Source organism: Streptomyces sp. SID13726 (assembly GCF_010548375.1).
GTDB lineage: Bacteria > Actinomycetota > Actinomycetes > Streptomycetales > Streptomycetaceae > Streptomyces.
The window spans coordinates 498,313-519,902 of record NZ_JAAGLY010000002.1; the positions used below are offsets into that span (position 1 = coordinate 498,313).

Annotated in this window: 11 protein-coding genes and 3 pseudogenes; 5 read left to right on the plus strand and 9 right to left on the minus strand. The window is 71.8% G+C overall.

Annotation, left to right across the window (positions count from 1 at the left end; translation table 11 throughout):
- Nucleotides 1-3: 3 nt before the first annotated feature.
- Nucleotides 4-7,839, minus strand: coding sequence for a non-ribosomal peptide synthetase (locus G3I78_RS06270; RefSeq protein ID WP_164421779.1), 7,836 nt, complete (start codon nucleotides 7,837-7,839; stop codon nucleotides 4-6).
- On the minus strand, nucleotides 7,836-9,125 hold the full coding sequence (locus tag G3I78_RS06275) for a cysteate synthase (protein WP_164421780.1): 1,290 nt from the start codon (nucleotides 9,123-9,125) through the stop codon (nucleotides 7,836-7,838). The genes G3I78_RS06270 and G3I78_RS06275 overlap by 4 nt, the downstream gene beginning before the upstream one ends.
- A gap of 423 nt (nucleotides 9,126-9,548) precedes the next feature.
- Here G3I78_RS06275 and G3I78_RS06280 point away from each other — a divergent pair, with 423 nt between their 5' ends.
- From G3I78_RS06280 to G3I78_RS51735, 3 genes and pseudogenes are all read left to right on the plus strand, one after another.
- Nucleotides 9,549-10,499 (plus strand): thiamine pyrophosphate-dependent dehydrogenase E1 component subunit alpha, encoded by a 951-nt coding sequence (locus tag G3I78_RS06280; protein ID WP_239157679.1) that lies wholly within the window; start codon nucleotides 9,549-9,551, stop codon nucleotides 10,497-10,499.
- 1 nt (nucleotide 10,500) lies between these two features.
- Nucleotides 10,501-11,481: pseudogene (locus tag G3I78_RS51730) on the plus strand (alpha-ketoacid dehydrogenase subunit beta); the annotation flags it as partial.
- Between the two features lie 66 nt (nucleotides 11,482-11,547).
- Nucleotides 11,548-12,525, plus strand: a pseudogene (locus tag G3I78_RS51735) (dihydrolipoamide acetyltransferase family protein); the annotation flags it as partial.
- Between the two features lie 19 nt (nucleotides 12,526-12,544).
- Here G3I78_RS51735 and G3I78_RS06290 read toward each other — a convergent pair.
- From G3I78_RS06290 to G3I78_RS06300, 3 genes and pseudogenes are all read right to left on the minus strand, one after another.
- Entirely contained in the window at nucleotides 12,545-13,228 is a 684-nt protein-coding gene (locus G3I78_RS06290; protein ID WP_164421783.1) for a PaaI family thioesterase, read from the minus strand.
- Entirely contained in the window at nucleotides 13,221-14,231 is a 1,011-nt protein-coding gene (locus G3I78_RS06295) for an alcohol dehydrogenase catalytic domain-containing protein (protein ID WP_164421784.1), read from the minus strand. Before G3I78_RS06295 ends, G3I78_RS06290 begins: the two co-directional genes overlap by 8 nt.
- Nucleotides 14,224-14,657, minus strand: a pseudogene (locus tag G3I78_RS06300) (tautomerase family protein). The gene G3I78_RS06295 and the pseudogene G3I78_RS06300 overlap by 8 nt, the downstream one beginning before the upstream one ends.
- Nucleotides 14,658-14,747: 90 nt before the next feature.
- Here G3I78_RS06300 and G3I78_RS06305 point away from each other — a divergent pair.
- Complete coding sequence (locus G3I78_RS06305; RefSeq protein WP_343243660.1) at nucleotides 14,748-15,332, plus strand: TetR/AcrR family transcriptional regulator; 585 nt, start codon at nucleotides 14,748-14,750, stop codon at nucleotides 15,330-15,332.
- A gap of 36 nt (nucleotides 15,333-15,368) precedes the next feature.
- On the opposite strand, the gene icmF is transcribed toward G3I78_RS06305, so the two are convergent.
- The 4 genes from icmF to G3I78_RS06325 all read right to left on the minus strand — a co-directional run bounded on the left by icmF (nucleotide 15,369) and on the right by G3I78_RS06325 (nucleotide 20,572).
- A complete protein-coding gene (icmF, locus tag G3I78_RS06310) occupies nucleotides 15,369-18,599 on the minus strand; it encodes a fused isobutyryl-CoA mutase/GTPase IcmF (RefSeq protein ID WP_164422118.1) in 3,231 nt (1,076 codons plus the stop codon).
- 223 nt (nucleotides 18,600-18,822) lie between these two features.
- On the minus strand, nucleotides 18,823-19,095 hold the full coding sequence (locus G3I78_RS06315) for a hypothetical protein (RefSeq protein ID WP_164421786.1): 273 nt from the start codon (nucleotides 19,093-19,095) through the stop codon (nucleotides 18,823-18,825).
- A 152-nt stretch (nucleotides 19,096-19,247) separates the two neighbouring features.
- On the minus strand, nucleotides 19,248-19,874 hold the full coding sequence (locus G3I78_RS06320) for an NAD(P)-binding oxidoreductase (RefSeq protein WP_164421787.1): 627 nt from the start codon (nucleotides 19,872-19,874) through the stop codon (nucleotides 19,248-19,250).
- 116 nt (nucleotides 19,875-19,990) lie between these two features.
- Nucleotides 19,991-20,572, minus strand: coding sequence for a TetR/AcrR family transcriptional regulator (locus tag G3I78_RS06325; RefSeq protein WP_164421788.1), 582 nt, complete (start codon nucleotides 20,570-20,572; stop codon nucleotides 19,991-19,993).
- Nucleotides 20,573-20,822: 250 nt separating this feature from the next.
- Between G3I78_RS06325 and G3I78_RS06330 the strand changes: the two genes are divergently transcribed.
- Nucleotides 20,823-21,578 (plus strand): SDR family oxidoreductase, encoded by a 756-nt coding sequence (locus G3I78_RS06330; protein WP_203614419.1) that lies wholly within the window; start codon nucleotides 20,823-20,825, stop codon nucleotides 21,576-21,578.
- The last annotated feature ends 12 nt before the right edge of the window (nucleotides 21,579-21,590 follow it).

Here is a 21,590-nt window from a genome sequence, read left to right on the forward strand (position 1 = left end):
TGGTTACCTCCACTCGCTTCCGAACTCGGCTTCGAGTTCGTCGATCTCCGCTTGGGACAGGGACACCAGGGGCAGGTCGGACGGGGTGTGGCCGCCGTCCTCGCCGGTGTCCTCGTAGCCGGCCAGGGCCTGGAACCACCCGTCGGCCAGGGCGCTCACCTCGTCCTCGTTCCAGAGGCGCGGCACCCACGACCAGGTGGCGGTGAGCGTGCCGTCGGCGTCGGCCACGGCCGTGATCTCCAGACCGTGGGCGACGGGCTGCGCGGGGTCGTGGGCGGCGCCGAGTGCCGTGCCGGGCAGGCCCTCCGGGGCCGGAGACCAGGGGGTGTCCGTGCCGGGAGCGCTGCGGCCCAGGTAGTTGAACCCGACCTGAGGGGCGGGGAGTTCGGTGAGGACCGCGGCCGTCTCGGGGTTGAGATGGCGCAGCATGCCGTGGCCGAGGCCGTGGTCGGGGGCCACCCGCAGGTGTTCCTTGACCGTCTTGAGGATCTGCGCCGGGTCGGTCAGGTCGAGCCCGCTCAGGTCGACGCGGGCGGGTACGACGCTGGTGAACCAGCCGACCGTACGCGTCGGGTCGACGCCGTCCGAAAACTCCTCACGGCCGTGCCGCTCGATGTCGACCAGCAGGGCCGGGTTGCCCCGCAGGCGGGCGAAGGCGGTCGCGAGCGCGGCGAGGAGCACGTCCTCGGGGCCGGCGTGGAAGGCCGCGGGGACGGTGGTGAGCAGGCCGTCGGTCGGGAGCTCCCTGGTGAGGTGGCACATCTGGCCGACCTGGTCCGTCTGCCGCACGGCAGGCAGGGGATCAGCACCCTCCAACACGCTTCGCCACAGGTCGAGTTCGGCGGCCCTTGCTGTGCTGTCGTGTTCCAGCAGGTGTGCCCAGGTCCGGAAGGACGTGCCCTGCGGGGTGAGTTCCTCGCCTCGCCAGGCCGCGGCCAGATCGGTGCGCAGGAGATTCCAGGACACCGCGTCGACGGCCAGGTGGTGGATCGTCAGCAGCAGTCGGCCTCGGCGGCCGGGGCCCGCGTCCAGCCAGACCGCGCGCACCAACTCGCCGCGATCCGGGGCCAGGTGGGTTGCGGGGCGCCGTAGATCGTCCGGATCGGTGACCCGTTCCAGCAGCTGGGTGTCGTCCACGGACACGGAACCGACCGGCGGAATGAAGGCCGTGCCGTCCCTGTTCAGCCTCATCCGCAGGGCGTGGTGGTGGTCGAGGAGGGACTGGAGGGCCCTGCCGAGGCGCTCCTCGTCGGCGTCCTCCGGGGTGACGAGCAGCATGGACTGGCTGAACGTGTCCATGGGCCCGCCGCGTTCGACCATGCGCCGCAGGGCGGGGGTGAGCGGGAGTTCGCCCGTCGGGTCGTCCTGCGCGGCCGCGGACGCTGTCCCGGCCGCGGTCGGCGCGGTGGCGGCGACTGCGGCGAGGCCCGCGACCGTGCGCTGCTCGAACACGTCCCGGGGTGTGAGTCGCAGTCCCGCCGTGAGGGCCTTGCTGACGAGGTGGATGGAGGTGATGCTGTCGCCACCGAGGTCGAAGAAACCGGTGTCCAGGCCGACTTGGGACGGGGCGAGGCCGAGTACCTCGCCGAAGAGGGCGCGCAGTGTCTGCTCCTCCGGGGTCCGCGGCTGCCGGTCGTTCGCGGTGCCGCCGGTCTCGGGGGCGGGCAGGGCGGCCCGGTCGAGCTTGCCGTTGGGTGTCATGGGCAGGGCGTCGAGGGCGACGAGCGCCTCGGGCACCATGTGGGCGGGCAGCTGTCGGGCGACGTGGGCGCGGATGTCGTCGAGGTCGGGGGCGGTGGCGGTGGCGGCAGTGGCTGCCGCTGCCGCTGCCGCTGTGGCAGTCGCTGTGGCTGTGGCTGTGGCTGTGGCTCCGACGACATAGCCGACCAGGCGTCGTACGCCAGGGGTGTCCTCGCGCACCACTACCGCCGCCTGGGTGACGGCGGGGTGGGCGGTCAGTGCGCCCTCGACCTCGCCGGGCTCGATCCGCAGGCCCCTGATCTTCAGCTGGCCGTCGGCCCTGCCGCGCAGCTCCAGGACACCGTCGGCGCGGCGCACGGCCAGGTCTCCGGTGCGGTACATGCGCTCGCCGGGCGGTCCGAAGGGATCGGCGACGAACCGCTCGGAGGTCAGGCCGGGGCGCCGCCAGTAGCCGCGGGCCACATGGTCGCCGGCCACATACAGCTCGCCCTCGACGCCCGGCGGGACCAGGTTCAGGTGGGTGTCGAGCACATAGGCCCTGGTGTTCCACATGGGGCGACCGACGGGGATCGGTCCGGCGGGCAGCTCCTCCCCCGGTTCGATGCGGTGGTCGGTGCAGCCGACGGTGAGCTCGGTCGGGCCGTAGTGGTTGACGAGCCGTACGTCGGGATGGTCCCGGCGCCAGGACCTCAGCGCCTCGCCGACCAGTGCCTCGCCGCCCAGCATGAACTCCTCGGTCGGCGAGAGGTCGTACGGCAGGGCGGGCAGCAGCGGGAGGTGGCTGGGGGTGGCCTTAAGGAAGCTGTAGCCGCCGGGCAGGTCGGTCGTGCCCGCCTCGTGGAAGGCGGCGATGTGGACGCGGCCGCCCAGGGCGAGTGCTCCGTGCAGGGTGGTCACGGTGGCGTCGAAGGTCATGGTGGCGTGCAGCAGCGAGGTGCCGCGCAGGCTCGGGTAGGCCTCGACGCAGCGGGCCACATAGGTGGTGAGGTTGCGGTGTTCGACGACCACACCCTTGGGGCGGCCCGTGGTGCCCGAGGTGTAGATGAGATAGGCCGGGTCGGCGGGCCGGGCCTCGGGCAGCGGGGCCGCGGGATCGGTGGGGGTCGCGTCGGGGTGCACGTGCGGACGGTCCGCGTCGACCGCTTGCCTGGCGATCACGCAGACGGGATCGGCGTCGGACAGCAGGTAGGCCGTGCGCTCGGCCGGGTGGTCCGGGTCGAGCGGGAGATAGGCGGCGCCTGCCTTGAGGACGGCCAGGACCGCGACCACGAGGTCGACCGAGCGAGGCAGGGCGAAGGCGACCACACGGCCGGGCCCTGCGCCGCGCTCGCCCAGCACGCGCGCCAAGTCAGCTGACCTCGCGTCGAGTTCGCGGTACGTCAGTGAGGTGTGCGCGTCCGACACCGCGACCGCGTCCGGCGTCTCGACCGCCCGCCGCTCGAACATCCGGGGGAACGTGGTGTCCGGGATGTCCCGCGCGGTGTCGGTCAGGTCGGACAGCAGGTGCCGGCGTTCGTCCGGGGTGAGGACGTCCAGGGCGTCGATGGTGCGATCCGGTTCGGCGAGCGCGGCCCGCAGCAGCCGTTCCAGTCGAGCGGCCAGCTCCTCGGCGGTGCGCCGGTCGAAGAGATCGGCGCTGTACTGGAGGGTGCCCTCGATGCCGTTCGGGGTGCCGTCGGAGGCGCGGTGCTCGGCGAGGTTGAAGGTGAGGTCGATCTTGGTCGCGCCGGTCTCCACGGGCAGGGCACGGTCCTGTATGTCAGGCAGGTCGAGGTGCCAGGTGGCGGTCGGGCGGAAGGCGAGCATCACCTGGAACAGCGGGTGCCGGGCCAGCGAGCGGGACGGGTTGAGCGCCTCGACGAGCTGCTCGAACGGCAGGTCCTGGTGGGCGTGGGCGGCCAGGTCGGTCTCCCGTACCCGGTCGAGGAGTTCACGGAAGGACGGCCCGCCGGAGGTGTCCGTGCGCAGCACGAGGGTGTTGACGAAGCAGCCGACCAGGTCGTCCAGGGCCTCGTCGGTCCGGCCCGCGACCGGTGTGCCGAGCGGGATGTCGGTGCCCGCGCCGAGGCGGGTGAGGAGGGCGGCGAGTCCGGCCTGTACGGCCATGAACACCGTCGCGCCCCGCCCTGCGGCGAGGTCACGCAGCCGCTGGTGCAGGTCGGCGTCCCAGCGGACCGGGATGTCGCCGCCCCGGTGGGTGGCCCGGGCCGGGCGCGGCCGGTCGACGGGCAGCGACAGCTCGTCGGGCAGGCCGGCGAGGGTCTGTCGCCAATGGGCGAGCTGCCGGTCGCGGTCACCGGCGAGGAGTTCGCGCTGCCAGTGGGCGTAGTCGCCGTAGCGGACCGGCAGCGGCGCCCAGCCGGGCTCCTCCCCCGTGAGGCGCGCCCGGTAAGCGGTGGCCAGGTCGGTCAGGAGCGGCTGGAGCGACCAGCCGTCGGCCGCGATGTGGTGCAGCACGAGCAGCAGGACGTGGTCCTCGGGGCTCAGGACGAGGAGGTGGGCGCGGAGCGGCGTCTCGGTGGCCAGCTCGAACTCCGCGGACGCCAACTCGGCACTCACACGCGGGATTTCGCCCTCTGCCACGTCAACGACGGACAGCTCCGGTGCCGCCGACTCCAGCAGCCGGGGGCGCGGGGCGCCGTCGGTGTCCGGATAGACGGTACGCAGGATCTCGTGCCGGTCGCCGACATCGGCCAGGGCCGCTCGCAGGGCGTCCCGGTCCAGGGGGGCGCCGGTCAGCCGTACGGCGAGAGGCACGTGGTAGGCGGCGCCGTTCGGCTCGGCGCGGTGCAGGAACCACAGCCGTCGCTGGGCCGAGGACAGCGGGGGCTCGCCGTCTTCCGTGCTCCTGACCAGCGGGGGCGTCGGACGGGCCGGTTCGGCGTTCGGGAGGAGGCGGGCCAGGGCCGTGGCGGTGGGTGCCTCGAAGACGTCCCGCAGGGCAAGGTCGGCGCCCAGGGTGGTACGGATGCGGTGGACGAGTCGCAGTGCGAGCAGAGAGTGCCCGCCGAGGGTGAAGAAGCCGTCGTCGGGGGCTACTTCGGGCACGCCGAGGACGTCGGTGATCAGGGCGCACAGCAGTTCTTCCTGCGCGGTGCGGGCGATACGGGAGCTACCCGTGGTGCCGCTGGTGTCCCGGCCGGTGCGGACCGGTGCCGGCAGGGCCGCGCGGTCCACCTTGCCGTTGGCGGTCAGCGGCAGCCGGTCCAGGAGGACCACGGCGGAGGGCACCAGGTAGGCGGGCAGCAGCTGGGCGAGGTGCTCGCGCAGGGCGTCCGGATCAGGTTCCGTGTCCGTCGCGGCGGTGACGTAGCCGACGAGGGCACGGTCTCCCGCACGGTCCTCGCGGACGACGGCCAAGGCGTGCTCGACGTGCGGGTGTTCGGCGAGGGCCGTCTCGACCTCCGCCGGTTCCACGCGGAAGCCGCGCAGCTTGACCTGGTCGTCCGCCCTTCCGTGGAAGGCGAGTTCACGCCCGGGGGTCAGTCGTACACGGTCCCCCGTGCGGTACATGCGTCCACCGGGCGGCCCGAAGGGGGCGGCGACGAAGCGCTCGGCACTCGCACCCGGACGGCCCAGGTAACCGCGGGCCACTCCGGGTCCGGCGACGTACAACTCCCCCACCACGCCGGGCGGAACGGGCCGGAGAGCGCCGTCGAGGACGTACACGCGCATCCCGTCGAGCGGGCGGCCGATGGGCAGGGGGTCCGGCACCGTCCGAGCGTCGGCGCAAGGGCGGATCGTGGCGAAGGTGGTGGTCTCGGTGGGGCCGTAGCCGTTGGTGACGGTCAGCCCGGGGCAGGCGTCCAGCGCTCTGCGGACCGCGCTCGCGGGGACCGTGTCGCCACCGGCCCAGACCTCGCGGAGTCCGGCGAAGCAGCCGGGGTCCTCCTCCGCGACGAGGCGGAACAGTCCGGCCGTCAGCCACAGCGCGGTCAGTCGGTGCCGACGCGTCAGCCGGGCGATCGTCGCCGCGTCCACGTCCTCGTCCGGGCCCGCGACCACGGCGGTGCCGCCGGTCAGCAGCGGGACCCACAGCTCATAGGTGGAGGCGTCGAACGCGACCGGCGAGTGCACGAGGACCCGCGTGTGCGCGCCGCCCGCGAAGGCGCTGTCGGTCGTGAGAGCCGTGACGTCCCGGTGGGTGACGGCCACGCCCTTGGGGGTGCCGGTGGAGCCGGAGGTGTGGCTGACGTAGGCCAACTGGTCCGGATGGAGCAGTAGTTCGAGGTCGGTGTCCGGCTCTGCGGCGAGCGCCGGGAGATCGTCGACCACGACCGTCCGGCAGTCGTACGACTGTGCCGGGCCGCTCGTTCGGATCGCCGCCGCGGTCGACCTGTCCGTGAGGAGGACCGTCGTCGAGGTGCCTTCCAGGATCCGGCGGGTTCGTGCCGCCGGGGCGCGGGGGTCCAGGCCGACGTAGGCGCCGCCCGACTTGAGGATCGCGAGGAGGGCGGTGACCAGGTGCTCGGAGCGGCGCATCAGGACGGCGACGCGGTCCTCCGGGCGGATGCCGAGGCGCAGCAGGTGGTGGGCGAGGCGGTTGGCGCGGGTGTTCAACTCGGCGTAGGTGAGCGTCTGTTCGCCGCAGGAGACGGCCGTCGCGGTGGGCGTCGCCGCGACCTGGGCCGTGAAGAGCGCGGGCACGGTTCCCGTGACGGTGCGGGAGGGTGTGCTGCCGTCGAGCCGGGACGCCTCCGCCTCCTCGGGCAGCGTCACCTCGACCCGGCCGACCGGGGTGCCGGGGCCGAGTACGGCGGCCGCGAAGCGTTCCGCGAAGTGGGTGAACCGGCGGTGGTGCGCGGTGAGTTCGGTGTCCGTGTAGCAGGCGGTGCTCGCGTCGAGGTCGATGCGGATGCCGCTGCCGTCGGCGCGCTCGTAGACGTTGACGGCGAGGTCCTCGACCGGGCCGGTGGAGAGGTTGTGGCGGGTGGTCGGGTGACCGGCGAACCTCAACTCGGGCCCGAACGCCATGATGTTGACGACGGGGCCGAAGAACCGCCGGTCGCCGCCGGGCCAGTCGAGTTCGCGGCGCAGGTCCTCGCCCCGGTACCGCTGGTGGGCGAGCAGTTCGCGGGTGACGGCGGCGGCCTGGCGTACGAGGTCGTGCGCGGAGGTGTCGGGGCGTACGGACAGCCGTAGCGGGAGGACGTTGGAGGCCATGCCCGGGGTGGCGCGCTCGGTGTCGGTCTCGCGGGCGGTGACGGCCAGGCCCAGGACGATGTCCCGGGCTCCGGTGAGCCGGTGCAGATACGCGGCGGTCGCGGCGATCAGGACACGGGACCAGCGGGTGCCGGCGTGCGCGGCGGCCGAGTGGACCAAGTCGCCCGCCGCGTCCACGAGATGACCGGTCCGGCGCAGGAAGCCGTCGGTCACCCGGGGCGGGTGGGCGGCGCGGACGACCGGGTCGGGGCGGTCGGCGCAGGCGCCGGTCCAGTAGTGGCTGTCGGCCGTGTGACGGTCGTCGACGCGGTAGGTCTCGTCCGCGGCGACCAGCGGGGCGAGGGGGGCCTGCGGTGGGGTGTGTCCGGTGTCGGCGGTGAGGGCCGTACAGGCTTCGGCGACCCGTGCCGCGATCAGGGAGCAGCTGAATCCGTCGACGGCGAGGTGGTGGTAGCAGTGGTACCAGATCCAGTGCTCGTCACCGAGTTGGAGCAGCGCATACCGGAACAGCGGGGCCCGTTCGAGATCGAAGGGCACCACGAAGTCGGCCTCCCGCCAGGCGTCGGCGGCGGCACCCGGGTCGGGCGCGTCCCTGAGGTCGACGACGGTCAACTCCCAGGCGGGGTCGGGCTCGACGATCTGGCGGACGGTGTCGCCGTCGGCCGTGAAGCGGGTCCGCAGGGTCTCGGTCGCCGCCACGACCTGGCGCAGGGCGGTGCGGAAGCGGGCGACGTCGACGGGGCCGTGGATCTCGGTGTACTCGCCGACGTTGTAGGCGGAGCCGGCGGCGGTGTCGAGTCGTTGGCCGAACCACATCGAGCGTTGGGCGGCGGAGAGGTCCAACCGGTGAGCGGGCTGGGTCGGGTCGATCGGACAGGCGGGCTCGGGAGAACCGGTCGCGTCGCTCGCGGTGGCAGTCGCACCGCTTGTCGTAGCCGTGCCGATCGCCGCGGTCGTCTCAGATGGGTCGCTCATCGAGCCACCCCCGCCGCCATGACCCCCGTCAGCCGACGCTCCACCTGCTCCGCCACGCACCGCGGCCCCGACTCGCCGCCCGGCCACGTGACCCGCAGCCAGGGTTCGGCCGGTACGAGGGTGAGGTCCTGGGCCTGGCGGGCGCGGCCACCGCCGGTGATGTTGAGGAGGACGAGTTCGTCGGGGCGCACCTGTCCGTCGCGTACGGCTTCCGCGAGCGCGGCCACGGCCACTCCGGCACCGGGTTCGATGTCGATGCCCTCGGTCTCCTCGAAGAGGGCCATGGCGGTGAGAGCGGCCTCGTTGTCGGTACATCGGACGTGGCCGCCGCTCTCGTGCAGGGCGTCGCGCACCCCGCCCCGGACGGCGAACGGCGGGCGGCGGTTGGTGAGTTCGCGGGCCAGCGGCTCCAGTTCACGGCTCGCGGGCGGCTGTCCGCCGTGGCACCAGGCCTCGTACAGGGCGGCGAACGGCTGGTTCTGGCACATCAGCAGCCGGGGCAGCGCCTCGCCGTCCGTGCGGATGCGGCGGGCCGCCTCGTGGGCGCCGATGGCGCCGGTGCCGCTGCCCACGGCCTGTACGTAGACCTCGGGGAGACGGCCGATGGCCTCGGCGGCGGCGAGCATGACCGTGCCGAGTCCGTCGCGGCGGCCGATGTTGCGTGCGCCGCCCTCGGCGATGTGTCCGGGCATACGGGCGAGGAGGTCGGCGCAGGCGATGGTGTCGCTGTAGGTGGCGGGTCCGTCCAGGGCGACGATGCGGACACAGGGGTCGAGCGGGCCGGGGAAGCGCATGCGCTCCAGGGCCGGGGCGGGCACGACCAGCAGACACGGGACCTGGTGACGGGTGGCGGCCCAGGCGAAGGCGGCGGCGGTGTTGCCGGCCGAGGGGATCACGAGGAGCGGCGGGTCGTCGGGCAGCCGGCCGAGGACGGTGTAGGCCTCAAGATCCTTGAACGTGCAGGTGGGCAGCTGTGCTCCGCGCTCGGGCCAGTGGCCGTTGAACGCCACCCACAGCCGGTCGAGTCCGAGCAGCCGGCCGAGCCGTTCCGCCGGGTACACCACGGGGCCCGGCACCCCGGGGAAGGTCCGGGCGACGGGCAGCAGCGCGGCGTGGCGGAACAGTCCGGCGGTGCTCGCGGTGTGCGTCCCGTGGTACTCGGTGCGAAGGAACGCGGGTTCCTGGCAGGCACGGCAGTCGAGCATGAGTCCGTCGTCCTCGTAGCGGGTTCCGCATGAGGAACAGACAACCGTGTAGTGACGTGTTCCCGGGAGCGCTCGGGACATTTTCGCTCGCTTTCCGAAGTGCCGTGTCTCGCCGGTCAATTGGACCCCGGGCCACCGGAATCACAGGCGACGGGCACATGACTCTTCGGCAACGCCTCGCTTACACGTATCCACCTGCGTTCACCAGGTCGAACAACGACCTCGATGTTTAACTGTGCTTCACCCGCCCACCCCTGCACGGGAGTCGGGAGAGCGACCAGCATCCTTGGCGCACAGCCCTTCAAGAAAGGACGTCGGGCCATGGGAGATACACCGATGCATCAGGAGGCCGCAGAATGGGTAGATCCTTCCGCCTGGCTTCCTTCCCAGGTTCCGGTTTCCTTTTTGCGAGAACTGGATAACGGCGGGGAAACCAACTCCGAATCGAGGCCTGGAACTTTCACAGAACCTCCGCCGGAAATTCTCCTGTTGGCTTATCGCCGCATGGTCGTCGGACGCCGATTCGATCAGCAGGCGACGGCGCTCGCCCGCCAGGGACGGCTCGCGGTGTATCCGTCGAGCCTCGGCCAGGAGGCCTGTCAGGTGGGCGCGGCCCTCGCCCTGCGCGGCACCGACTGGCTGTTCCCCACCTACCGCGACTGTGTCGCCCTGGTGAGCCGCGGCATCGATCCCGTCGAGACGCTGACCCTGCTGCGCGGCGACGCCCACTGCGGCTACGACCCCGGGCGCCATCGCACGGCCCCGCAGTGCACCCCGCTGGCCACCCACACCGCGCACGCCGTCGGGCTGGCGCACGGCGAGCGCCTCAAGGGCACGGACACGGTCGCCCTGGCGCTGGTCGGTGACGGGGCCACCAGTGAGGGCGACTTCCACGAGGCCGTCAACCTGGCCGGGGTGCTGCGCGCGCCGGTGGTGTTCCTGGTGCAGAACAACCGGTACGCCATCTCGGTGCCGCTGTCCGCCCAGACCGCCGCGCCGAGTCTGGCGTACAAGGGCATCGGCTACGGCGTCCGCGCGGAGCAGGTCGACGGCAACGACATGGCGGCCGTCCTCTCGGTGCTGACCACTGCCGTGCGGGACGCGCGCTCGGGCGGCGGCCCCTGGCTGATCGAGGCCCACACCTACCGGCTCGGCCCGCACACCAGCGCCGACGACCCCTCCCGCTACCGGACGGCCGCCGAGGAGGAACACTGGCGGACGCGGGACCCGATCGCCCGGCTGGAGGCCGCGCTGCGCGCCCGGGACCTGCTGAGCGACGCGGACGTCACGGCCGTGGCGGAGGAAGCAGAGTCCTGTGCGGCACGGCTGCGTGAACGGCTGGCGGCGGACCCGGAGGCGGACCCCTCGACCCTCCTGGACCACGTCTTCGCCACCCCCACCCCCCAGCTGCTCGCCCAACGCGAGGCGCTGCACGCCGAGTTGGAAAGGCGCTGAGATGACACAGGCTCTCGAACCGACCACGACCTCGATGGCGCAGGCCCTCAACACCGCTCTGCGCAACGCGCTCGCCGCCGACGAACGCGTCCTGGTCTTCGGTGAGGACGTCGGCCGGCTGGGCGGGGTCTTCCGGATCACCGCCGGGCTCGCGGACAGCTTCGGCGACGGGCGCTGCTTCGACACCCCGGTCAGCGAGGCCGGAATCGCGGGGCTCGCGATCGGCCTCGCGATGGCGGGCTTCCGGCCCGTGGTGGAGATGCAGTTCGACGCGTTCGCGTACCCCGCGTTCGAGCAGATCGCCTCGCACATGGCGAAGATGCGCAACCGCACCCGGGGCCGGGTGGGGCTGCCGATCGTGGTGCGCGTCCCGTACGGCGGCGGCATCGGCGCGGTCGAGCACCACAGCGACTCCAGCGAGGCGTACTACGCGCACACGGCGGGTCTCAAGGTGGTGACCCCGGCGACGGCGGCGGACGCCTACTCCCTGCTGCGCGAGGCGATCGACGACCCCGACCCGGTGATCTTCCTGGAGCCGAAGCGGCACTACTGGACGAAGGAGGACACCGGACTCCCCGCCCGCACCGAGCCGTTCGGCACCGCCGCGGTCCGCCGCCCCGGCACCGACGCCACCCTGGTCGCCTACGGCCCGTCGGTGTCGCTGGCCCTGGCCGCCGCACAGGAGGCCACCGCCGACGGCCTGGACATCGAGGTCCTGGACCTGCGCACCCTGGTTCCGCTGGACGTGCCCGCACTCACCGAGTCCGTGCGGCGCACCGGGCGCTGTGCGGTGGTCCACGAGGCCCAGGGCTTCGCCGGCGTGGGCGCGGAGATCGCGGCGCTGGTGCAGGAGCGGTGTTTCGACGCGCTGCGCGCACCCGTGCTGCGGGTCACGGGGTTGGACGTCCCCTATCCCCCGCCGCTCACGGAGGGCGCCCACCTTCCGGGTGTCCCGCGTGTGTTGGCCGCGCTGCACCGCCTGTCGGGTGTCGGCGGACGTCGTGTCACCGCTCCCGCCGTCCCCTCCTCGGCCCGCACCTTCACCCTGCCCGATCTGGGCGAGGGGCTGACGGACGCCGAACTCCTGGAGTGGAAGGTCTCGGTGGGCGACACCGTCACCCACGACCAAGTGGTCGCCGAGGTGGAGACGGCCAAGTCCCTGGTGACGCTGCCGAGTCCGTTCGCGGGAACGGTAACCGCCCTGCACTGCCCGGCCGGTGAGGTCGTCGAGGTGGGCGCACCGCTGCTCACCGTGGCGGAAGAGGAGAGCGGGTCGGGTGCGGTGCTGACGGGGTACGGAACGGGCGTGCTGGAGCGCCGACCCAGCCCAAAGGCCGTACAGAACAAGGACATTGACGGCTCCGACGTCCGACTGCCGATGGACGCGGCGGCCCAGAAGTTCCTGCGCACCCATCGCGGCACTCCCGCGGTGACGATCTGGGCGGACGTGGACGCCACCGGAATCCTCGCCGAACGGGCGGCGCGCGGGGCCGGGTTGCTGGCGCTGCTCGCCCAGGCCTGTCTCACCGGGCTCGTGAAGTTCCCGGAGTTCAACGCCCGGGTCGACGGTGACCGCGGTGAGGTCGTCCACCTCTCCCGGGTGCACCTCGGCTTCGCCGCGCAGACGCCGAAGGGGCTGGTCGTGCCCGTCGTACGGGACGCGGACCTGCTGGCGCTCGACGACCTCGCGGCGGAACTGCGGCGGTTGACCGACCTCGCCCGGCGGGACGCGCTGCCGGCCGGACACCGCACTGGCGGCACGTTCACCCTCAACAACTACGGCGTCTTCGACGTCGACGGCGCCACGCCGATCCTCAACCACCCGCAGGCGGCGATGATCGGCGTGGGGCGGGTCACCGAGCGGCCGTGGGTCGTGGACGGCCGGGTCGAGGTGCGCAAGGTGGTCAATCTGTCGCTGACCTTCGACCACCGGGTCTGCGACGGCGGCAGCGCGGCGGGTTTCCTCCGCCATGTCGTGGACGCCGTCGAGTGCGGGTCGGCGGTGGAGTCACCGGTCGCCCGCTGACCTCCGCTCACCTCTCCGCTCATCCCTCCGTCCGCAGCCCCGGGAACAGCGCGCGGGCGCGCTCGGGGTCCAATGCGACGAACACGCCCTGGCCCGTGGCGAGTTCGGTGGCGGGGTCCGTCTCCGTGGTGATGGAACCCGTCACGTGGACCTTGCGGTGGTCGGTGACCGTCACGCGGGCCGTGATCCGCAACGGTGTCTCCAGCGGTACCGGACGGCGGTAGCGGACCTCCAGGGAGACGGTCAGGCCGGGGGTGCCGGCCACCGCGCAGGCACGGCCCATGAGTTCGTCCAGGAGCATGGCGCTCATGCCGCCGTGGCCGTAGCCGGGCGGGCCTTCATGGGCGATGCCGAGGGTGCAGCGGCCCAGCAGTCCGTCCTCGGTGGGTGTGACGACCACAGGCGGGGCCAGCGGGCTGCCGGGTCCGACGACGGGGCTGTACATCCGCGCACCCGCCGGGAACTCGTCCACCTCGGGGATCTCGGCGCGTGCCCGCCGCCGTCCGGTGAGCCGACCGGTGAGGTGACGGACTCCGTCGGCCACGCGGTGCAGGGTGTCCGGGGTGGCGGCGGTGCGGACGGTGGCTTCCACCAGGGAGCGCAGCTCCTGGCCGAGGCGCGTGACGGCGGCCTTCTGGAGTTCCCGTTCCTCGGCGGTGGTCAGGGCGATCGGCGGCGCCTCCGTGGCGGTGCGCTCAGTCATCGGCCCGGACGAAGACCGGCTTGGTGTGCTTCTCCGGCAGCGCGGTCGGCAGGTCCTCCCAGTCGATGACGTGGGAGACGACCTTCTCGGGGGCGACCTTGCCGGAGGCGGCGAGTTCCAGGGCGTCGGGGATGTGGGCACGGACGTTGTCGCGGGCGACGCGCAGGGTGACGCCGGTGAGGTACATGTCGAGCAGGGGCAGTTCGCCGGGGCGGAAGTGGTTCCCGGCGCTCTCGCAGATCCCTTCCGGGGCAAGGCACTTGACGGCGAGGGCGAGCTGGTCGACCCGGCCGGTGGCCTCGACGGCGATGTCGTAGCGCTGCGGTCCCGGCTCCAGTGTCTCGGCGGTGACGGCCCCGAACTCCCGCGCGATCTGCCGGTGTTCGGCATCGGGGTCGACGTAGAGGACCTCGGAGGCGCCGAGCGCGCGGGCGATGTCGCACACATACAGGCCGATGCTGCCGCGGGCGACGACCAGGACCCGGGCGCCGGGGCGGGACGTGAGGTGGGGCGCCACCAGGCGCCAGGCCAGGGACCAGTTGTCGCTGGCCGAGGCCATGGCGACCGGGTCGAGACCGGTGGGCAGCGGGACGAGCATGGCGTCGGCGTACGGCACCCGGACCAGGTCGGAGAAGAGTCCGCCCCAACTGCCGCCGATCGGGGCGCCGTACATCGCCATGTAGGGCACGGCTTCGCAGTGTGCGGTCAGTCCGGCCCGACAGCGGTCGCAGACACCGCAGTTGATGGACCACGGCACGACGACGAGGTCTCCGGGCGCCACGGCGGTGACGGTGTCGCCGGTCTCGACGACCCGGGCGACGCACTCGTGCCCGAGGGCGAACGGCGGTTCTATGAAGCCGTGTCCGGCGAGGATCGACGAGTCGACGTCACAGGGGGTCGCGGCCACCGGTGCGACGATCGCCTCCCCGGCGGACTCGACCTTAAGGTCGGGCACCTCGCGCCACTCGACGGTGCGCTTGGCGACGTAGGTCAGTTCACGCATCGCCCCTCCCCTGCCGGGCGAGGGCCACGAGGTCGGCGTAGCGGATGACGGAGCCGCCCGCGCCCCAGGTGCCGTCGGGCTGCTCGTGCACCAGGACCCACACCCGCGGGGCCTCGTCCGGGCCGAGACCGGCGGCGGCCAGGACGGTGCTGGTCACCTCGTCGACCAGACCGGCCTGGCGGCGCTCGGAGAGGGCGCCCTGCGGGGGACGGTGACCTCGACCAGGAAGCGCGGGGCGTCGTCCTCGGCGGTGGTCTGGGCGCCCTCGGGCAGTTCGACGAGGTAGCTCCAGGCCTGGGCGCGGAAGAAGGCGGTGTCGGGGGCGCCCTCCCAACGGAGCAGCACCCCGGCGAGGTCCTTCTGGACGCTGCCGCGGCCCTGTTCGGTCAGGGCCCCGGCCGGGGCGGTGAGACGGATCATCGGCATGGCACACCTCGCTATGACAGTCGTTATAGGCGACGATCACGGTAGACTATGACGGCCGTTATAGCCAGGGAGACCGGAAGGGATGCGTACGTGACCGAGCCCACCTCGACGCCGCGCGAGCGGATCGTCGCCGGAGCCGCCGACATGATCAGCCGGCGCGGTCTGAACGCGACGAGCATCCGCGACATGGCCAAGCACGCCCGGGCGCCGCTCGGTTCGACGTACCACTACTTCCCCGACGGCAAGCAGCAGTTGGCCACGGAGGCGGTGCGCTACACCGGCGAGTGGACCGCGCGCAGTCTGCGCAAGGAGCTCCGGGCCGGGCCGGTCGCGGGTCTGCGGGCCTTTCTCGGGCTGTGGCGCGGGATCGTCGTGGACAGCGACTTCCGGGCGGGCTGCCCGGTGCTCGCCGTGTCCATCGAGGAGCCCGCCACCGAGGAGACACCGGCCGCGCTGGCGGCCGCCGCCGAGGTCTTCGAGACCTGGGAGACCCTGCTGGCGGACTCCCTGCGCGAGCACGGCGCCGAGCCCGGGCGGGCGGCGCAGCTCGCGACGCTGATCGTCGCGGCCGTGGAGGGCACGGTGGCGATGTGCCGCGCCAAGCGCAGCACCCAGCCGCTGGACCACACCGCGGAACAGCTCCAGGCGCTGATCCTCGCCACGATCGAGGAGTGACGAGGCTTCAGCGCCCTGGCCCGAATCGCCTGCCGGTCAGACGTTACGGCGGTACTGGCCGCCGACCTCGAAGAATGCCTCGGTGATCTGCTGGAGGGAGCAGACCCGGGTGGCGTCCATGAGCACGGCGAACACGTTCTCCCCGCGCACCGCCGCGTCCTTGAGGGCGTCCAGGGCCGCCCTGGCCTCCTCCTGGTGGCGGGAGTGGAAGTCCTGGACGCGGGCCAGCTGGGACTGCTTCTCCTCCTCGGTGGCGCGGGCGAGTTCGACGGCGCCGGGCTCGGCGGTGTCGGCGTGCGGGTTGCGGAAGGTGTTGACGCCGATCAGCGGCAGCGTGCCGTCGTGCTTGCGCTGCTCGTACAACATCGACTCGTCCTGGATACGACCGCGCTGGTAACCGGTCTCCATCGCGCCCAGCACGCCACCGCGTTCGCTGATCCGCTCGAACTCCTGGAGGACCTGCTCCTCGACCAGGTCAGTGAGTTCGTCGATAATGAACGACCCCTGGAGCGGGTTCTCGTTCATCGCCAGGCCCCACTCCCGGTTGATGATCAGCTGGATCGCCAGCGCCCGGCGCACCGAGTCCTCGGTGGGCGTGGTGACCGCCTCGTCGTAGGCGTTGGTGTGCAGGCTGTTGCAGTTGTCGTAGATCGCGATGAGCGCCTGGAGGGTGGTGCGGATGTCGTTGAAGTCCATCTCCTGCGCGTGCAGGGAGCGTCCGGAGGTCTGGACGTGGTACTTCAGCTTCTGGCTGCGCTCGCCCGCACCGTACTTCTCCTTCATCGCCACGGCCCAGATCCGGCGGGCGACCCGGCCCAGGACCGAGTACTCGGGGTCCATGCCGTTGGAGAAGAAGAACGACAGGTTCGGGGCGAAGTCGTCGACCCGCATGCCCCGGGCCAGGTACGCCTCGACGTAGGTGAAGCCGTTGGCCAGGGTGAAGGCGAGCTGGCTGATCGGGTTCGCGCCGGCCTCGGCGATGTGGTAGCCGGAGATGGACACCGAGTAGAAGTTGCGGACCTTCCGCTCGATGAACCACTCCTGGATGTCGGCCATCATCCGCAGACTGAACTCGGTGGAGAACAGACAGGTGTTCTGCCCCTGGTCCTCCTTGAGGATGTCGGCCTGCACGGTCCCGCGCACGTTCGCCAGCGCGTGCGCCCGCAGTCCCTCCGCCTCCTCGGGTGACGGATCGCGGCCCTCCTCCGTGCGGAACCGCTCGATCTGCTGGTCGATCGCCGTGTTGAGGAAGAACGCCAGGACGGCCGGTGCCGGACCATTGATCGTCATGGAGACGGAGGTCGTGGGCGCCACGAGGTCGAAGCCGTCGTAGAGCGCCTGCATGTCCTCCAGGGTGGCCACCGAGACACCCGAGGTGCCGACCTTGCCGTAGATGTCGGGGCGCTCGTCGGGGTCACGGCCGTACAGCGTCACCGAGTCGAACGCGGTGGACAGCCGTGTCGCCGGCTGGCCCTCGGAGAGCAGCTTGAAGCGGCGGTTGGTGCGGAACGGGTCGCCCTCGCCGGCGAACATCCGGGCCGGGTCCTCGCCGTCCCGCTTGAAGGGGAACACCCCGGCGGTGAAGGGGAATTGACCAGGAAGGTTCTCGTTCCGCCAGAACCGCACCAGCTCCCCGTGGTCGGTGAACCGGGGCAGGGCGACCCGGGGGATCTTGTTGCCGGACAGCGACTCACGGGTCAACTTGGTGCGGATCTCGCGGTCACGGACCTTCACGACCTGCTCGTCCCCGGAGTAGGAGGCGATCACGGCGGGCCAGTTCTCGATCTGGCGCACAAGGTCGTTCGGGAGCCGCGTACGGGCGTCTTCCAGCAGCGTCCGCACCCCCGCGGCATCGGATCCCGCGTCGGCGAGTTCGGCGCCGACCAGCTCCAGTCGCTGCACCCGCCGTGCCGCGTCGGCCAGTTGCTCGGTGTCGGTGTGGTAGCGGCGGACCGCCTCGGTGATCTCGGCGAGGTAGCGCACCCTCTCCGGGGGCACCACCTGGCGGATGCCCGAGGAGTGGCGTACGTCGACCCGCGGCAGGGTGCCCTCGGGCAGCGGGAGTCCCTTCTCGGCGAGTACGGCCGTGAGGTGCTGCTGGAGTGCGGTGACGCCGTCGTCGTTGAAGGTGGCCGCGGAGGTGCCGTAGACCGGCATGTCCTCCGGTCGCTTCCCGAACGCCTCGCGGTTGCGCACCAGTTGGCGGCCCACGTCCCGCAGGGCGTCCTTGGCACCGCGGCGCTCGAACTTGTTGATGGCCACGACGTCGGCGAAGTCGAGCATGTCGATCTTCTCCAGCTGCGAGGCCGCGCCGAACTCCGGTGTCATCACGTACAGCGAGGCGTCGACGAACGGCACGATCGCCGCGTCGCCCTGTCCGATGCCGGGCGTCTCCACGATCACCAGGTCGAACCCGGCGGCCTTCACCACGTCGATCACGTCGGAGAGGTGCTCGGGCAGCTCACGGCTGCCTCGCGTGGCCAGGCTGCGAAAGAACACCCGGTCGCCGTCGAGGGAGTTCATGCGGATGCGGTCGCCCAGCAGCGCGCCGCCACCCCGGCGGCGGGTCGGGTCGACCGCGATCACCGCGATGCGCAGCGCGTCCCGCTGGTCGACACGGAAGCGGCGCACCAACTCGTCGGTCAGCGACGACTTCCCGGAGCCGCCGGTGCCGGTGATGCCGAGGACCGGAACATGTCGCGCCGCCGCAGCCGTCCGCAGCTCCGCCTGGAACTCCGGGGGCAGCTTGCCCAGTTCGGCACCGGTGAGGGCGCGGGCCACGGCGAAGCGGTCGCCTGCCAGGACCGCGGAGAGGCCGGCCGGCTTGCCGTCCCAGAGATCGAAGTCGCAGTCCCGTACGACGGTGTTGACCATCCCCGCGAGGCCCATCCGCTGGCCGTCCTCGGGCGAGAAGATCGTCACCCCGCTCTCCCGGAGCCGGGTGATCTCCTCGGGCACGATGACACCGCCGCCACCGCCGACCACCCGGATGTGCTCCGCCCCCTGCTTGCGGAGCGAGGCAACCAGGTACTCGAAGTACTCCACGTGCCCGCCCTGGTAGGACGAGACCGCCACGCCGTGCGCGTCCTCTTCGAGAGCCGCGTCCACGACCTCCCGCACCGAGCGGTTGTGACCGAGGTGGATCACCTCGGCGCCCTGGGACTGGAAGATCCTGCGCATGATGTTGATCGAGGCGTCGTGCCCGTCGAAGAGTGCCGAGGCGGTGACCAGGCGGACGGGATGGACGGGGCGGTGCAGATCGCTCATGGCGAGGCCTTCCGAGAACATGTCGGCAGCGCGGGCTGAGAAAATACTAGGACGTCCTAGTAAATACCCGAAGGGCGGTCCGAGGCGACATCCGGAGGCCGGATACTCCTTCTTTGGTACAGAAGGTCTTTGGTACAGAAGGTGCAGATTCGGCGCATCGCCGAGGGCGGTCAGGGCTCGGACTCCGCCCCCGGCTCGACTTCAGCGCTACGGGAACGCAACTTCAGTCCCGCGGGACCGGCGGCGGCAACGGAGTGGGCGAGGGAACCCTGACCGGGCGGGAAACGGGGCTTCCCGGGCCGCAGCGCGACGAGGTCGGGACGACCGTGGAGCGGACCTCCACCTCGTCGCCGTAGACCTGGCGCCACTCCGAGGCCGGAGCCCGGACCGTGGTCGCGCTGACGTGGTCGACGGTACCGATGAGCACCAGGCCGCCGATGAGAACGGGGGCGAGCAGCATGCCGAGCAGGCGTGCGGCACTGTGGATCTGTATCAATTCGTGGTCCAGGGTGGTCTGTCCGGCATGAGCGCTGCCCCCATGGACCCACCGTCACAGGTGTCGCGGCGGTAAAGAAGCTTGAGACTTAAAGTTACTCCAGTCCTGTACAGATGCTTCACGAACGCTCACCGTCCGCCACCCGCGCGGGGTCAGTCGGAGATGACGGCGGTGCGGTGGATCCACTCGTTACCGTGCGCCGCGCGATGCATGAAGTGGGCGACGTCGGCCCGGCTGATGGTCGGATTGCCCTTCATCGGCAGCCGGTCCCCGGCCTGGTAGGCGCCCTGCGCGGGGCCGTGGGTCAGGCGGGTGGGGTAGACGAGGGTCCAGTCGAGGCCGCTGGCGCGGATCGCGTCGTCCGCGAGCGCCTTGTTGGCGTAGACCGAGCGCAGCAGGGAGCGGTAGATCAGCTTCTGCGGGACGCTCGACCAGCCGAGCGTATGGCCGACGCCGAAGGACGACAGCCACACCAGGCGGGACACGCCCGTTTCGGCGGCTGCGGCGAGGACAGCAGCGGAGGACTGCGTGAAGAAGTCGTCGGCGACCACGGAGTTGCCCCGGCCGAGGGCGGCGACCACGGCGTCCTGCCCGGCCATGGCACCGGCGACGTCCCGCAAGGAGGTGGCGTCACCGGTGGCCACGGTGACTCGATCGGCCAGGTCACCGAGGGCGGAGGGGTTGCGGACGAAGGCGGTGACCGCGTCACCGGCCGCGAGGGCCAGGTCGACGACGTGGCGGCCGGTCGGGCCGGTGGCGCCGAGAACGAGCAGCTTCATGGCGGGGATCTCCTTGGCGGGAACAGGAAGCGGACAGCTGTCCGATACCAGGAACGGTACCGGACAGCTGTCCGCTTATCAATCGGGTAGCTCTTGCCCGCCAGGCAGAGCCGCCCTCACCCCCGCCCCGGCGCCCCCGCGCGCAGGCCGTCCATGACGATGTCCAGCAGCCGGGTGGTCCGGGTCTGCCACTCCCCGTGGGCGTCGATCTGCCAGATGCCGGCGATCGCCAGGATGAAGTCGTCGGAGGTGACGTCGGGGCGGATGGTGCCGGCCTCGCGGTTGGCCGCCAGCAGGACCTCGATGGCGTCGACCACCAGCGCATAGCCGGGCTGCGCCGGCGCGTCCGACGTGCCGATGGCCTGGCGCATCGCGTCGGCGAGGCCGGCCTTGGCGATGGCGAAGCGGGCGAGCCGGTCCATCCACTCGCGCAGGGCCCGGTCCGGCTCCCGGGTCTTGAGCAGCTCGGCCGCGCTGTCGGTGAGCAACTGCACCTCGTGCCGGTGCACCTCTAGGACGAGCGCGTCACGGTTCGGGAAGTTCCGGTAGAACGTGCCCTGCCCCACCCCGGCCTTCTTGGCGATCACACTGAGCGGGACGTCCGCCGCACGCGACAGCTCCGCCAGCGCCACCTCCAGGATGCGCTCCCGGTTGCGCTGCGCGTCCGAGCGCTGCGGCCCCTCACTCCTCGACTCCACTCACCCTCCTCGCGAGCATCGAAGCCCCTTGGCGCCCGGCTCGACGTCCGGCGCGTCCGCAGGTACCGGACTCCTGTCCGGTTGAACCCACCCTATCGGCCACCCACCGCCACCACTCCCAGTCGAGGAACGGCGAACCGCCAGCTCCCGACTCACAGGACCGCCCCATGGACACCGCCTCAGGCCCCGGTCTATCGTCCAGACTGTTGCGTGAAAGTCACTTTTACTGAGTGAAGTCGAGGGCGCTTTCATGAATTGGTTGGGGCTGGAGGGCCACAGGGCGCTCGTCATGGGGGCCGGTGGACTGGGCGCGGCCTGTGTCCGGGGGCTGGTGGATGCCGGGGCGCGGGTGGCCGTGGTCGATGTGGACGAGGCGAGGCTCAAGGCGCTGGGGGACGATGATGCGCTCGCGAAAGCCGGCGTACGGATCTTCCCGGCCGATGTCACGACCTCCGAGGCCTGCGAGCGGGCCGTCACCGCGGCCGCCGGCGAGCTGGGTGGACTCGACGTGCTCGTCCACGCCGTCGGCACGAACGACCGCCGCCCGGTGCTGGACACCCCGGACGAGGTGTGGGAGCGGATCATCACGCTGAACCTGTCGAGCGCGTTCTACGCCGGGCGGGCCGCCGGTCGCCTCATGCGCGAGAACGGCCGGGGCAGCATGGTGTTCTTCTCCTCCGTCTCCTCCCGCCTCGCCCACCGGCATCACGCCCCGTACGCGGCGAGCAAGGGCGGCCTGGACCAGCTGGTGCGGGTGATGGCCCGGGAGTGGGCGGCGGACGGAGTGACCGTCAACGCGGTCGCCCCGGGTTACACGGAGACCGAGTTGACCAGGGAGTACCTGGACCGGCCGGGGATGCGGGAGGAGATGGCCGGGCTGGTCCCGGCCGGACGCCTGGGCACGCCGGAGGACGTGGTCGGCGCGGTGCTGTATCTGGCCTCACGGCGGGCGTCGTTCGTCACCGGGCAGGTGCTGTATGTGGATGGCGGCCGGACGCTTGTCTGAGCGGGCGGGGCT

Coding starts and splice junctions, on each gene's coding strand:
- G3I78_RS06270 (WP_164421779.1), bottom strand. CDS start 7,839: ATGAGCGACCCATCTGAGACGACCGCGGCGATCGGCACGGCTACGACA.
- G3I78_RS06275 (WP_164421780.1), bottom strand. CDS start 9,125: ATGTCCCGAGCGCTCCCGGGAACACGTCACTACACGGTTGTCTGTTCC.
- G3I78_RS06280 (WP_239157679.1), top strand. CDS start 9,549: ATGGTCGTCGGACGCCGATTCGATCAGCAGGCGACGGCGCTCGCCCGC.
- G3I78_RS06290 (WP_164421783.1), bottom strand. CDS start 13,228: ATGACTGAGCGCACCGCCACGGAGGCGCCGCCGATCGCCCTGACCACC.
- G3I78_RS06295 (WP_164421784.1), bottom strand. CDS start 14,231: ATGCGTGAACTGACCTACGTCGCCAAGCGCACCGTCGAGTGGCGCGAG.
- icmF (WP_164422118.1), bottom strand. CDS start 18,599: ATGAGCGATCTGCACCGCCCCGTCCATCCCGTCCGCCTGGTCACCGCC.
- G3I78_RS06320 (WP_164421787.1), bottom strand. CDS start 19,874: ATGAAGCTGCTCGTTCTCGGCGCCACCGGCCCGACCGGCCGCCACGTC.
- G3I78_RS06330 (WP_203614419.1), top strand. CDS start 20,823: ATGAATTGGTTGGGGCTGGAGGGCCACAGGGCGCTCGTCATGGGGGCC.